The sequence below is a fragment of the Jeotgalicoccus marinus DSM 19772 genome (genome assembly GCF_000425825.1).
Taxonomy (GTDB): domain Bacteria; phylum Bacillota; class Bacilli; order Staphylococcales; family Salinicoccaceae; genus Jeotgalicoccus; species Jeotgalicoccus marinus.
The window spans coordinates 1-14,520 of sequence record NZ_AUEE01000013.1 but is presented as its reverse complement, the minus strand read 5'-3'; the positions used below and the strand labels follow the sequence as shown (position 1 = coordinate 14,520).

14 protein-coding genes and 1 pseudogene are annotated in these 14,520 nt (G+C 36.1%); 9 read left to right on the top strand and 6 right to left on the bottom strand.

The window, feature by feature from the left end:
• Positions 1–18: 18 nt before the first annotated feature.
• Both H624_RS0108055 and H624_RS0108050 read left to right on the top strand, forming a co-directional pair.
• Complete coding sequence (locus H624_RS0108055) at positions 19–846, top strand: exodeoxyribonuclease III (protein WP_026867128.1); 828 nt, start codon at positions 19–21, stop codon at positions 844–846.
• 54 nt (positions 847–900) lie between these two features.
• Positions 901–2,118: a DUF819 family protein gene (locus tag H624_RS0108050; protein WP_026867127.1), complete on the top strand. Its 1,218-nt coding sequence runs from the start codon at positions 901–903 to the stop codon at positions 2,116–2,118.
• A gap of 52 nt (positions 2,119–2,170) precedes the next feature.
• Here the strand turns inward: H624_RS0108050 and H624_RS0108045 are convergent, their stop codons facing one another.
• Positions 2,171–3,133 (bottom strand): threonine ammonia-lyase, encoded by a 963-nt coding sequence (locus H624_RS0108045; RefSeq protein WP_051220544.1) that lies wholly within the window; start codon positions 3,131–3,133, stop codon positions 2,171–2,173.
• Positions 3,134–3,262: 129 nt separating this feature from the next.
• Here H624_RS0108045 and H624_RS11905 point away from each other — a divergent pair.
• A pseudogene (locus H624_RS11905) lies at positions 3,263–3,964 on the top strand (GTP pyrophosphokinase).
• 24 nt (positions 3,965–3,988) lie between these two features.
• Complete coding sequence (locus H624_RS0108035) at positions 3,989–5,014, top strand: DUF4097 family beta strand repeat-containing protein (RefSeq protein WP_026867125.1); 1,026 nt, start codon at positions 3,989–3,991, stop codon at positions 5,012–5,014.
• A gap of 210 nt (positions 5,015–5,224) precedes the next feature.
• Here H624_RS0108035 and H624_RS0108030 read toward each other — a convergent pair whose 3' ends face one another.
• Genes H624_RS0108030 through H624_RS0108015 form a run of 4 tightly spaced genes read right to left on the bottom strand, consistent with a single transcriptional unit; the run spans position 5,225 to position 7,732 of the window.
• Complete coding sequence (locus H624_RS0108030; protein WP_026867124.1) at positions 5,225–5,947, bottom strand: ABC transporter permease; 723 nt, start codon at positions 5,945–5,947, stop codon at positions 5,225–5,227.
• Positions 5,947–6,810: an ABC transporter ATP-binding protein gene (locus tag H624_RS0108025; RefSeq protein WP_026867123.1), complete on the bottom strand. Its 864-nt coding sequence runs from the start codon at positions 6,808–6,810 to the stop codon at positions 5,947–5,949. Before H624_RS0108025 ends, H624_RS0108030 begins: the two co-directional genes overlap by 1 nt.
• 18 nt (positions 6,811–6,828) lie before the next feature.
• Complete coding sequence (locus H624_RS0108020; protein ID WP_026867122.1) at positions 6,829–7,422, bottom strand: DUF2812 domain-containing protein; 594 nt, start codon at positions 7,420–7,422, stop codon at positions 6,829–6,831.
• Entirely contained in the window at positions 7,409–7,732 is a 324-nt protein-coding gene (locus H624_RS0108015; RefSeq protein WP_026867121.1) for a PadR family transcriptional regulator, read from the bottom strand. Before H624_RS0108015 ends, H624_RS0108020 begins: the two co-directional genes overlap by 14 nt.
• Positions 7,733–7,919: 187 nt before the next feature.
• On the opposite strand from H624_RS0108015, the gene H624_RS0108010 reads away from it, so the two are divergent.
• The 5 genes from H624_RS0108010 to H624_RS0107990 all read left to right on the top strand — a co-directional run bounded on the left by H624_RS0108010 (position 7,920) and on the right by H624_RS0107990 (position 14,162).
• A complete protein-coding gene (locus tag H624_RS0108010) occupies positions 7,920–9,140 on the top strand; it encodes an iron-containing alcohol dehydrogenase (protein WP_035856687.1) in 1,221 nt (406 codons plus the stop codon).
• A gap of 127 nt (positions 9,141–9,267) precedes the next feature.
• Positions 9,268–10,227: an ABC transporter substrate-binding protein gene (locus tag H624_RS0108005; RefSeq protein WP_035856681.1), complete on the top strand. Its 960-nt coding sequence runs from the start codon at positions 9,268–9,270 to the stop codon at positions 10,225–10,227.
• A gap of 12 nt (positions 10,228–10,239) precedes the next feature.
• On the top strand, positions 10,240–11,274 hold the full coding sequence (locus H624_RS0108000) for an NAD(P)/FAD-dependent oxidoreductase (RefSeq protein WP_026867118.1): 1,035 nt from the start codon (positions 10,240–10,242) through the stop codon (positions 11,272–11,274).
• 99 nt (positions 11,275–11,373) lie between these two features.
• Entirely contained in the window at positions 11,374–12,783 is a 1,410-nt protein-coding gene (rlmD, locus tag H624_RS0107995) for a 23S rRNA (uracil(1939)-C(5))-methyltransferase RlmD (RefSeq protein ID WP_245570582.1), read from the top strand.
• Between the two features lie 98 nt (positions 12,784–12,881).
• Positions 12,882–14,162 (top strand): aminotransferase class V-fold PLP-dependent enzyme, encoded by a 1,281-nt coding sequence (locus H624_RS0107990; RefSeq protein ID WP_026867116.1) that lies wholly within the window; start codon positions 12,882–12,884, stop codon positions 14,160–14,162.
• Positions 14,163–14,231: 69 nt separating this feature from the next.
• Here H624_RS0107990 and H624_RS11900 read toward each other — a convergent pair.
• Positions 14,232–14,520 (bottom strand): transposase (locus tag H624_RS11900; protein ID WP_035856656.1); only part of this gene is annotated, 289 nt, incomplete at its 5' end.

Genomic DNA, 14,520 nt, shown 5'->3' with positions numbered 1-14,520 from the left:
TATTCAGGAGGAAGCATTTTGAAGTTTATTTCATGGAACATAGATTCACTAAACGCAGCACTAACAAGTGATTCTGCTAGAGCATTATTATCAAGAGAAGTAATCAAATCCATTCAGGCACACGACGCTGATGTTATTGCGATTCAAGAAACTAAATTATCAGCGAAAGGTCCAACCAAAAAACATGTAGAGGCTTTAGAAACAGCCTTTCCTTCATATAACATAGTGTGGCGTAGTTCAGAAGAACCCGCACGTAAAAGTTATGCTGGAACAATGTTCTTATACAAAAATCACCTAGAACCTGAAGTGCATTATCCATCAATCGGTGCACCTACGACAATGGATGCAGAAGGACGAATGATTACTTTAGAGTTTGAAGACTTTTATTTAACTCAAGTGTATACACCAAATGCTGGGGATGGTCTTAGAAGGTTAGCAGACCGTCAACTATGGGACATTCAATATTCAAATTACCTAGCTGATCTCGATGAGAAAAAACCAGTTTTAGCCACGGGAGACTACAACGTTGCACACAAAGAAATAGACCTAGCAAATCCAAAAAATAACCGTCGTTCTCCAGGTTTTACTGATGAAGAACGAGAAGGATTTACAAACCTTTTAAACAAAGGATTTACTGACACATTCCGTCACATTAATGGGGACGTTGAAGGCACGTATACTTGGTGGGCACAAAGAGCGAAAACAAGTAAGATTAATAACTCAGGATGGAGAATTGACTATTGGTTAGTTTCAAATCGTTTAGCTGGACAGGTTCGTAAGTCTGAGATGATTGACTCAGGACCAAGACAGGATCATACTCCAATTTTAATGGAAATTGATATATAGGTGAGGCTTTAAATCGAGTATAATAATGGTAAGTAAAAACTAGGGGGAATTACCATGGGAGAGACAACAAGTTTCATTAGTCCAGATAATTATTGGGTGCTCTGGGCGATATTAATTGGTTGGGCGGCTGTCGCTATTGTTCTCGAGCAAAAATACAGTTGGGCATCAAAATTATCTGGAGCAATAATCGCTTTAGTGGGGGCCATGCTTCTAAGTAATACTGGCGTTATTCCGCTCGAATCACCAGTTTATGATGCAGTATGGACATACGTGGTGCCACTCGCAATACCACTTTTACTATTCCAGTCGAACGTTATTAAGGTTTGGCAAGAGAGTAAACGCCTGTTAATTATCTTTTTAATTAGTACAGTCGGAACAGTAGCAGGTGCAATTGTTGCCTTCTTGTTGTTAAGAGAGTTTGTACCACAAGCGAACTATATCGGTGCCATGTTAAGTGGTTCCTACTCAGGTGGTGGGGTTAACTTTGCGGCAATGGCGACACGATTTGACGTGCCACAAGACCTAGTATCTTCTACAGTCGTTGCGGATAATCTACTAATGGCAGTTTATTTCTTTGTTCTTATATTGATACCGACAGTATCATTCTTTAAAAACAAATTCGGCACACCACACATGGATGAAAATGAGTCTAATGGAAAAAGCGATAATCATGCTGCCTCATATTGGAAATCTAAGGATATTTCATTACAAGATATAGCTTTAGCGATTGGAACAGCCTTTATCATTGTAGCAGTGTCATTCTCTATTGCTGAATTTTTTGCCAGTGTAATTCCGGAAGATAGCAATATTTTATTATCTGTCTTAAGAGGTATTATCGGTGATAACTACTTAATGCTTACAACGTTAACACTAGTACTTGTAGCGAGCTTCCCTAAATACTTTGAAAACATTGCGGGATCACAAGAATTTGGGACGTTTTTCATCTATATATTCTTTGTAGTCATTGGTGTACCTGCATCGGTTCCATTAATTATCCAAAATGCACCAATAATCTTAGTGTTTGCAGCTGTTATTGTGTTGATTAATATGATTATCTCATTTGGCTTCGGTCGATTATTTAAATTTAATTTAGAGGAAATCATACTTTCGAGTAATGCAAATATCGGTGGACCAACAACCGCTGCAGCAATGGCGATTTCGAGAGGTTGGACAAAATTAGTTGGACCGATACTCATCATCGGTACACTAGGATACATTATAGGTAACTATATAGGTACCTCACTTGGTGTATGGTTTACATCTATGATGTAGTTGAATAGATAAAGCGACGTGAAAATCTAATTTCACGTCGCTTTTATATATATTACTTATAATCTACATCTTTAATGTAGTCTAGTTGTTCAAAACCAAGGTTGCCACCAGTAATAACAAAGCATACTTTGTCTTTAGGATTAACCTCTATTTCTTTATTAAGTACTGCACCGACACTCGCGGATGAGGAGATTTCAGCTAAGATTTTTCCTTCCATTAACAATAACTTTTGTCCCATTTTCATTGCTTCTTCAGTTGCTGTATGGAAGCTATCTACATATTTTTCAACGATTGGGAAGGTCTTTTCACCTGGCACTACAGTCACTAAGCCATCAGCGATTGTCCCTTTATTTTCAACTTGTGTAATTTTCCTGTTCTTAAGACTTTCATTATATTTCGGTAAATTAAATGGCTCAACACCATGAACTTTAGCACTGCTACCTGATTCTTTAATCGCAGTTGCGATACCGGATAAGATCCCACCACCTGAAGCGGGTACAAAAATTTGATCGACATCTGGTAGTTGCTCTAAAATCTCTAATCCAATTGTGCCTTGTCCTGCCATAACTCTATAATCATTAAATGGGTGAATTAATTCGTAACCATGTTCTTTAGCAAGGTCTTCAGTTAACTTAAAACGTTCTTCAACAGTCGTTGGTATAATTTCTGCCCCGTGTTCTAAAATCTTTTCTTTCTTGAATGCTGGAGCTGTATCTTGAACAGCGACGACTGCTTTAATACCGAGCATCTTTGCTCCATAGGCAATGGCTTGACCATGGTTGCCTGAAGATGATGCAATAATGCCTTTACTTAACTGTTCGTCAGAAAGTTGGAGTAGGGTGTTCATCACTCCACGAAGTTTAAAAGCCTTAGTCAATTGCATATTTTCTAACTTAACGTACACTTCACAACCTAAGTATTCTTCTAAGTTATGTAATCTTAAAAGTGGTGTCTCTACAGTATATGGTGCAATACGTTCACGAGCTTCTTTGATATCAGCTAATTTCAATGTCATCATACCATCCCCTTTTCTTATTAGTTTTATCATAACGCTTTTTCAGAATAATAGAAATATATGAATTTTGGTATATTATTAAAAATACATTTATAATAGGAGAAAGAAGTATTTCTAGGAGTGTATGAAATGTACGTTGACCGTAAACCATCTATAGATATTTTAGATTTGAAAGAATCAATGGCGAATAGAATTAAGGAAAGAGAACACTTCAATTCTCTAGAATATTTTGATCAACTTATAGATTTTGTGGAACTCAATCATATATATTCTTCTGCTTTAGAAGAAGTCACAACGAAATTAAAAATTTTAGATGATGAGTTTCAAGTCATTCATAAGCATAATCCCATTCATCACATGGAGAGCAGAGTGAAGGGCACTCAGAGTTTATTGAGTAAGCTAGAGCGAAAAGTTCTAGATATTGACGTTGCAAGTGCTAACAAAAACATTTTAGACATTGCTGGTATGAGTGTAATTTGTAATTAGATTGAAGATATCTATGTGCTAGAATCTCTATTTTTAAAACAAGAAGATGTTAAATTATTAAAGAGAAAAGACTATATAGAGCATCCCAAAGACAATGGTTATCGTAGTCTTCATATCGTTGTATCAGTCCCTGTGTTTTTATCGGAAAGAATTGAGCATACACCTGTGGAGATTCAAATTAGAACGATTGGCATGGATATGTGGGAAAGCCTTGAACATAAGATGCGCTATAAAAATACTAAAAAGGATACTAAAGCGTATCAAGAAACACTATTAGAATGTGCCAGACAAATTTCAGATGTGGAAGATAAAATGCAAAATATGCATAACGAAATCGAAAAATAAGTAGGGTAGAATCAGGAGAATTTTATGACGCTAGATAATTTTATAAAAGAATTGGAAGATGAACTCGGAGTTTTACCAGAAGAACAAAGGGATGAAATCATCGATCGTTTCAAATTACAAATCGAACGAGCTAAAGATTTAGGAGATAGTGAAGCGGACTTGTTAAAAGTATTGGATGACCCGAAAAAAGTGGCTGAGAAATATATAAAAGATGCTGTTGTTGATGAAGAAGCTACGGAGGAAGAAAAGATCCTAGAGGTTCCAGAAGGTGAGATTCAACCAGTAACAGCGGATTTTGCATCTGTGGTCAATGAGTATGATATTCAAAAGCTGATGGTGAGCGGGACGTCGGTCGATGTCAAAGTTGAGGCTGGACATAAGCTTGGATTTAAATTTATATCGTATTCACATAAAGGTGATTTGAGCTATCAAATTAAAGATGGCCGGTTGAACATACTTCATACTGGACGAAAGAAAAATGTAAGAGTGCATACGATTTTTGACTATATGAAAAAAAGAAAACAGATGCGAAATGATGAGCTGACAATCATTTGGCCTAAGTCATTAGATGAGTTGAATGTGGATTTAAGACACGGCAAAATCAGTTTGGCTCATATCAATGCTAAAAATCTAAGACTTCATAGTTCTGAAGGAATGGTTGAAGCAACAAATGTGAAAAGTGATAATGCCGAGATTAAATCTGATATGGGGCGTCTTATTTCACGAACAAGTCAGTTTAATGAATTATCTATGAAAACAGAGATGGGTAAAATTATTTTAGAAGATGTAAGAGCTGATTACTATCATCTGGTTTCAGAACTCGGGAGTATCAATCTGACAGGATTAAAAGTAGAAAGTAACGTGAAAGCAATCAGTAAGATGGGTGCAGTTCATGTTAACTATAAAAAAGCACCTCAGTTAACCAAAGTCGTTGCGAAGGCGAATGTCGGTAAGGTACATAACGACTTGGCAAAGGTTGAAATTGTAGATTCTCGTTATAAGGCAGAATATAAAAGTGAGATGGGTTCTGTGAGAGTTAGCTTGTTATAGGGGTTTTATTGTTTTTGGGATGGTGATGAGGTCAGTTTGTCACCATCCGATGTGATTCGAAAAGTGATGAGAAAGTGTCATCTCCATTCAAAATGCTTAGAACAGAGATGAGAACATGTCATCTCCATCCGGCAACACAACATAACCAAAATACTATAAAAAATCACAAAATTAGGGTGGAAATCATATCAAGATTTTCACCCTAAAATTTTAATAATCTTTTCTTCTAATCAATAACATGCCCAATACTGTGAATAATAGAATGGCAACAATAGATGAGAAGTAAAATGAAGTTTGCCATTCAAGAGTATTAAGAAGATCTGGTAAATAGTAGAGTGGCAGGCTATTTTCTAAAAATTTTACGACTGAATCTGGTATCTTATCCCAGAATAATAAGCCGTTAAATAAACTCGGGAGTAGCACGATTGAAATCAAAGCAATAATAAATAGTGCTGCAACGTTAGTAAAGTAAATACTAATTAATAGGAATAATGCACCATAAAACAATGTGTAAATGACATAAGTGACTGGAATCTTCCAGTATAGTGCTGAGTCAAAGTCTAGTCCAGCATAGTTTGAAAGTACATAAGTAGAAGCTAGACAGGCGAGTCCAAAGAGTAATCCACTACAACCGATGGATATTATTTTACTCAAGAAATATTTCATTCTATTACTTGATTGATTCATCATTAAAATAATCGTATTCTGACTTAAGTCTTTAGTAAAAGGTAGCATCGCATTAATCACGACGAGTAGGGACCCGAAGAATGCAAAGAATGCAATCAATTGAGTCGTATCAAATGGTGCTTCAAAATTTGCGACTGAATATGCTATAGCACCAGCAGGTAAGATGCACAGAATTAGTGAGAAATAAGTGAACCAACTTCTTAAAGCTGCAAGTAAATCGTAAGTGACTATTTTACTAATCTTCATTATTTCTCACCATCCTTCATTTGACTAAAGTAATAATCTTTAACAGATTGCTTATGCTTATTAATATCCACCGGATACACGCCGTCAACACTAAGTGCTTTTAAGATATCCTGCAGTTTATTAACCTGACGGGTTGAGATAATAGTCTCATCAATTTTAGCTTGACTATCAATTTCCTTAATAATTTGTTTGGCAAGTTCAATATCTTTAATGTCAAAAACCAAGGATAGGGTACTTTGAGTCGACAGTTCAGCAATGTTTTCCTTATTGCTTAAAACCCCTTTGTCGATAAAAACAATATCATCACTCACTGCTTCTATATCTTCAAGTTTATGACTAGATATCAAAACTTTCATATTCTGAGACCGAGCTAAATCTCTTATGATTCTTAGAACTTCTATGGATCCATCAGGGTCCATGCCATTTGTCGGTTCATCCAAAATTAAATAGTCTGGTTTTCTAGCTAAGGCAATAACCAGACCTAATTTTTGTTTCATACCCATAGAGTAGGTCTTCATTTTTTTATTTACATAGCCAGACATGCCTAGATCTTCTAGGAGACTATTAATATATTGCTTGTCATAAGCAGTGCCATTAATATTCGTGAAATACTTAATGTTATATAGACCAGATTGATTTTTATAATATTTTGGTTCCTCAATTAAATAACCAACTGTTGCTTGATTATCAACAGTCACATCTCCTGAATAATTAGGAATAATGTTGCACATAATCTTCATCATAGTTGTTTTACCGGCACCATTCTTACCAATCAGTCCAGTTACATTGGAGTCGAGCATAAAATTGACCTGATTTAATACTAAATTGGATCGGTATTTTTTTGTTACATTGCTTAGTTCCATCTGTTCGATCTCCTTTACTTAAAGATTTTTTTCAGCTTCTTTTTTTGCTTTCTCTAGGTTTGAATAGGACATAAAGAAAAATATACCCATTATTAAGAAGATAAATGGTGGTACTACTCTCATAAGCGCAAAAGGTAATTCAAATAAAAATGCACGCCAAAATTCAAAGCCTTCCATATCAAACAAGCCAGGTGTTAAAAAAATTTCTCCATCGTAGGCATTGAAAAATATAAAAGTATAAATCAGAAATATAAAAGCAAAAGTGCCTGTGTATGAAGCAGCACGTTTATAAAAACTTACTTTTGATTCGACATCTGAAAATAGTTCATCGTTACCATCTTTGACCTTCGTCCATGTGTGGGGTGTCATTCCAAAGCGGCCACCACGGACGTGTTCCCATCCCAGATCTTCATGGATTGATACATACTCATTATACTTTTCTGTACTCATGCTATTTCGATAATCAAGGCGAGTAACGTAATTTTTGTCACTTTTTTCAAATACAAAAATAAAATCCATTGGATTTTTGACAAGTTTGTAACCTTGTTCATTCATTTCGTTCAACCATTTTTCTTGCTTATTTGGATCTGTGAAATACTTACTTACTTTCATCTTCTTCAACTCCTTTTTCATAAAGCGTAATAATATGATGTAACCTTTCATTTTCTTTCTTTAAAATTTCTTCACCGATGGTAGTGGTTTGATATACTTTTTTTCGTTCACCAGGTTCTGATAAGAGTTCTATATAACCGTGTTTCTTTAAATTTTCTAAGGCGCCGTAAAGCGTACCCGCTGCGATGTTAACTTCTCCCTGACTCATTTCACTAACTAACTGCATAATGCGATAACCATGTAAAGGTGTTCTAAGTGCGAGCAATATTAGATGCATGGTCTCTGATAAAGGAACTAATTTAGGTCTCATATAATGTTCTCCTTTATATAGTTGTTCTGTATAGTTTAACTATATAGTTGGACTGTATAAATGTCAACGGTATATATTTGATGAAAATTTAATCTATTTATCATTTTCCTTTCACGATAATTTAGGAATAGGTATGTATCATGTGACAATAAGCGGGTGATTAGACGCTTTGAAAGGAAAGATAATCATGTTTTTAAGGTTTTATAGTAGAGCATATCAATTCTTATTAAAAAGTATGGCACCTTTATTTAATTGGCAACCTGAATCGGTTCTTAACTGTGCCGGATGTATTGAAAAATTAGCGCCAAAAATGGCAGATGATAACATAGATAGAGTACTGATTGTCACAGATGAAAAAATATTAAATGCTGGACTTCTTAATTCACTTCTAGCGTCTTTAAATGAGGCGAATATTATTTACTATATTTATAAAGGTGTAGAAGAAAATCCATCAGTATCACATGCTAAGGAGGCAAGAGATTTATATTTAAGAGAGAATTGCCAAGCAATCATTGGTTTTGGTGGAGGTTCTGCCATAGATTGTGCCAAAGGTGCTGGGGTTTTATCCACAAATAATATGGAACATCTAAGTGAGTATAAAGGATTTATGAAAGTGAAAAATAAGTTACCCTACTTAGTTGCAGTACCAACGACAGCAGGAACTGGAAGTGAAACATCAAACAGTGCAGTACTCAGTGATGAAACTGGTAAGAATAAATTCGTGATCACTGACGCTAAGCTCATGCCGAAAACAGTTGTCTTAGACCCTGAACTGCTGATAAGTCTGTCAAGAGAGATGACAGCTTATACAGGCATGGATGCTTTAGTGCATGCCGTTGAAGCTTATATTAGCCAAAATTCCAATAAGCAAACGAGAATACTAAGTGAAGAAGCAGTGGAACTCATCTTCAAAAACTTATATGAATCATACCAGGACGGTAGTAACATAACAGCAAGAACAAATATGCAAAGAGCATCTTATTTCTCTGGTAAGGCATTTACAAGAGCTGGACTCGGTAATATTCATGCCTTGAGTCATTCAATTGAGTTAAAATATAAAATCCAACATGGTCATGCAGTGGCTTATTTAATGCCTTATGTATTAGAGAAGTACGGTAGTAAAATTAACAGTCAACTAGCGAAACTTGCACTGATTGCAGGCGTTTCAGAAGAATCGGATAGCATTGAAGAAAGCGCGCAAAAATTTATTCATGGAATCCGTGAGTTGAATGAAAAAATGAATATTGAAATGCCGTTGAATGCATTAGCTAAAGAAGAAGTTGGTTTCTTAGCTAAACTTGCATATAAAGAAGCGAATCCTTACTATCCAGTCCCTGTCATGTTTAATAAAGATGATTTTCAAGGATTGCTTGAACGCGTTTTTATCAGTGAAAGAAGAATAGCTTAAGCTATTCTTCTTTTTTATTAATAATAAATCATGCCTTACTCTAAAGTTTTATTGACTTTATAGTGTAATAAGCATAAAATTTAATTGATAATGATTATCAATATTATAATAGGACAGAGGGAAAATAATGAAGAAATTACTTTCGATTTTGTTAGGTGTATCTATCTTTTTAGCTGGATGTTCAAATACTAGTGACGATACTGCACAAAATGAATCTGAGGAAGGTGCATCAGAAGAGGGTGAGGAGCGCGTCCTTACAGATGATGCAGGTAATGAGGTAACGATCCCTAGTAATCCAGAAAGAATAATTGGTACATATTTAGAAGATGATTTACTAGCGCTAGAAGAAACACCAATTGCTCAATGGACAGTTGGAGAAGATAGTGTCCAAGATTATTTACAAGATGAAGGTCTTGAAGGATTACCATTAATGCCGTTTGACTTACCATTTGAATCAGTAGCAGCTGAAGAGCCAGATCTACTACTCATCAGTTCTGCAGATACTGTAGAAGGTGACAAATACGAAAGCTATTCTAAGATTGCGCCAACATTTGTTGTAGACAGTGGCTCATATGATGATTGGAGAGACCGTTTGACACGTGTTTCAGAAGTATTTGGTAAGGAAGATTTAGCCGAAGAAAAGATTAATGAATATAACGAACTTGTAGATCAAGCTTCTACTGAATTATCTGAAGAGGTAAATAATGAGTCTGCAATTGCTGTATGGTACACTGGCGGTTCATTCTTTATTTCTAACAAAGACAAGTCAAGTGGTGAAGTGCTGTATAATGATTTAGGTTTGACAGCACCAGACCTAGTTGAAGAGCTATCAGCGGATAACGAAACACCTTGGATTGAAGCTTCACTTGAAAGTTTTGCAGAATTAGATGTCGATCATATTTTCTTCATTGCTGATGCTGAAGGGGATAGTGAAAAAGCATTAGCTGATGATGTGTTCCAAAATATACCTGCTGTCGAAAACGGTAATGTGTATGAATTAGAGCAAGGAAACAGCTGGTTATATAGTGGATATATTGCGAATAGCTTGATCGTTGAAGATGTGGAAGAAGCATTGGGTACAAATTAAGGAGTGTAAGGAATGTCACACAATATATATGATGTTACAGTGATTGGCGGTGGTCCAGCCGGACTATTTAGTGCCTTCTACGCAGGACTTCGTGAAATGAAGACGAAGATTATAGATGGCCAGGAAAGGTTAGGCGGAAAGGTACATCTTTATCCACAAAAAATGATTTGGGATATTGGAGGAACGGAGCCATTACCAGCAGGTAAACTGATTGAAAAGTCTATTGCACAAGGTTTGACTTTTGATCCGGATGTAGTGCTCAATACCATTGTTACAAATATTAAAAAGGTTACTGATGATTACTTTACGATTGCCACTGAATCTGGAGAAGAACATTATTCTAAAAGTGTGATAATTACCATAGGCGGCGGTGGCATGATTCAGCCAGTTAAACTAGATGTTGAAAATGCTGACCGTTATGAAGGTAAAAGTTTACATTATGCAGTACCAGATATTATGAGCTTTAAAGGTAAAAAAGTGTTAATTACAGGTGGCTCCTACTCAGCAGTAGACTGGGCTAATGATTTAACCCCAATCGCAGGAGAAATCAACTTGATCTACCGTGGTGATGATTTGACCGCTCATGAAGCAGAGGTCAGTCGCTTGAAGAAGAATGGTGTTAAAATTCGTACTCAATCGATTGTCACTGGGGTAAGCGGTGAAAATAACCTTGAAACTGTTGATATTAAGAACAAGGTTACTGGTGAAGAAACAACGGAAACTTTTGATGCGATTATTGTTAACCATGGCTATGATCAAAATAACCTCTTGTTTAGAGAAAATCATTTAGGACTAAATTTAGAAAATGATTTCTATATTAAGGCTGCACCCACTGGATTAACAAATGTACCAGGAATATTCGCTGCAGGGGACTGCATACGTTACGAAGGGAAAGTCAATCTTATTGCTGGTGCATATGCAGATGCGGTTAACGCTGTAAATAACGCTAAGACACATTTAGATCCTGAAGCAAACCAATACGCGATGGTGTCATCACACAATCAGCGATTTAAAGAGAAGAATAGAAAAATTATGTATGAAGATTAGGATGCCCTTGTGGGCATCTTTTTTTCGCTTGCAAGTCCTCTAGTCTATCAGTAAAATTGTATGAACGAATATAAGTGTGAGGCGATTGAAGTGGCAAAAATAAATAATGATCATATAGAAACATTTGAAGTAAAGATCAATGACTTTGATAGGAAGGGCTCAGGTAGAGGGGTAGCGTATCGAGATAACGGAGGACATAAACCGCGTCAAATCAAATTGACGATTCCACAAACGATTCCCGGTGAGAAGGTACTTGTTGATGTACCGAATCCGACGAGAAAACGTGGCACAGTGATGCCGAAAGAAATTATTGAAGAAAGCCCAAATAGAATCACACCACCTTGTCCTCATTTCGAGCTTTGTGGCGGCTGTGTATGGCAGCACTGGACGTATAATTCACAATTAATTGAGAAGACGAATTACGTGAAGCGTGAGTTAGAGAGAAATGGTTTTGATCAAAACATCGTTAAAGATGCTATTGGTATGGAAAAAAATCCATTTGAATACCGTAACAAGATGGAATTCACCTTCGGCCAAAACGGTGAATTAGGAATGCATGAACTTGGTAATTTTAGAAAAGTCATCGACTTAGATACTTGTCTGATTGCAGATAAGGATATGGTGAATGCAATGTTGACTGTATCTGAGTGGACACGTAAGAACAATTTACCAGGTTACCATAAAGAGAATCATACAGGATTACTGAGACACTTGATGGTCAGACGTTCTCAAGAAACAAAAGAGATGATGTTGGCTATTTTTGCGACAGAAACACCTGATGGTGAGTTAAAAGATAAAATCGACGAGTTAGTAGCTGATATATCAGCACAATTTTCAAACGTGAAAAGTATGATGTGGATGGTCAATACAGATATGGCTGACCGTACACAATCAGAAGATACTTATACATTATTTGGTAGAGACTATATATATGACGTTATGTATGGTTATAAATATCGAATCTGGTTCGATACTTTTTTCCAAACAAATCCAACACAGGCTGAAAAGTTAGTTGACTTAGCAATCGAGATGGCAGAAGCAACAGAAGATCAGAGAATGATTGATCTATTTTGTGGCGTGGGCACATTCTCACTACCATTCGCTAAGAGAGTGAAAGAACTTGCAGGTATTGAAATTGTAGAAACTTCTATAGAGTCAGCTAAAAGAAATGCTGAAGATAATGGCATCAATAACACGTACTTCCTTGCAAAGGATGCAAGAAAAGGTATGGACGAAGTATTAGAAACATGGGGTAAACCAGACCTATTAATGCTAGACCCACCACGTTCAGGTGCAGGTGGTAAGGTTATGAGAAGAATTGGTCGACTTGGTACTGAGCGTGTCGTATATGTATCGTGTAACCCGGAAACATTCTCTGATGATATTGTTTGGCTCCGTGAGTTTGGCTATGAGTTAAAACAAGTTCAACCTGTGGACTTATTTCCACATACAGCGCATGTTGAAGTAGTGAGTTTACTAGAGAAGACTTCTGAAGCAACGATAAATTAAGTATAAAAATTTTTATATAACAATATAGATTATTAGTATTTGTGATTCATTCAAATTTCCCTAACAATAAATGTAACAACTTAAAAGGGGTTTTTACAATGAGTCATGTTGCAGAAGGGAAACTATTAGATTCAGAGTTACTGGGAGAAATTAGAGAGAAATTTGCTTACATCGATACTGATCCTTTAACAAAAGAGGCTAGAATATTTTTAGATAATGCAGGAGGATCATTTCGTTTAAAGCTTGCAAATGAGCGATTTGCTGAAATAGATTTAATTCCTGACCATCCGATGAGGGAACATAGGACGGCTGTATATTTGTCGGATATTGAAAAACAAGGGATTGACGATATCAGAACAATCTTCAATGCGAAAAATGGGGCTATCGTACCATACTATACGGCTTCACAGGCAATATTTAATCTAACAGGTGTAGTAGCAGAACATGTTGAAGGGACTAATATTGTAACGACGGCCTTGGAGCACCCCTCACTTTATGATGCTGCTCAATTTTATGCAGATAAGTTTGGAAAGGAACTCCGTGTTGCACCGACAAACAAAATCACTGGTGGTGTCGATGTCGAGGAGATTACAAAGTTAATTGATAAAGATACAATCTCTTTAAATTTCATCTATGCATCAAATATATCTGGCGGCATTTTAGATGTAGAGACGATCATTAAAGAAGCTAAGAAAATTAAGCCTGATATTTATATAATTATAGATGCTGTTCAACATGCGCCTCATGGTTTAATTGACTTAGAAAAGACAGTTGTCGATGTCATTAATTTTGCACCTTATAAATTCTTCGGTATTCGTGGTGTAGGTTTTGCTTACGTGTCAGACCGTGCAACTCATTTACCACATCAAAGACTACTCGGGAAAAGTGATGAAGAACTTGGACTTGGTAGTGTGACACCTGGTCATTATGCTGCTATCAGTGCGGTTGTCGATTATGTTTGTTGGTTGGGAGAGAAATTTACGAATACGTCAGACCGACGTTCTTTGTACGAAGCAGGAATGACGGCAATATCTCAACACGAAAGGGCGCTACTGCAGATACTGTTAGATGGCACTGAATCAGTAGATGGCCTAAGAATGTTAGATGGGGTCACTGTACATCTGGATTATGAAGACTTATCCAAACGTGATTTTATAGTCGGTATAAGTCTTGAAGGTATTGATTACAATGTGGCTGTGGACTTATATTCAAGAGAAAATATCATTGTATATGACAGAGTTGCATCGAGTATTTATTCTAAAAGAATGCTCGAATCGTTTGATATGGATGGTGCGATAAGAATATCACCCATGCATTGCCAGTCTAAAGAAGAAATTTTGACATTCTTAAAAGTGACTAAAAAGATTGTAAACTCTTAATATTTAGGCTCTACGTCAAATAAGGTTGATGAAACAATTTATCTGACTGTCTAACTTGCTTTATGCAAGTTAGACAGTCTTTTTTTGTTCAGGTTGATATAAACGTGTCATCAATAATATTCGATCTCTGAAATGCGCAAAGTTTCGATAACCAAAAGCCATCCGTTTTAATACTTTGATACTGTTATTGATACCTTCTAATGGGCTGTTTGTTAGTGTTGGATAATGTAATGTGTTTTCAATATAGGATTCATACTTCTTAAATGTTCGTAATACTCGACGCATGCCAGGAGATAATGGAACCTGATTAGAAGTTTGAATCAATGTTTTAAACTGGCTCATATGGCCTTGTTTTAAC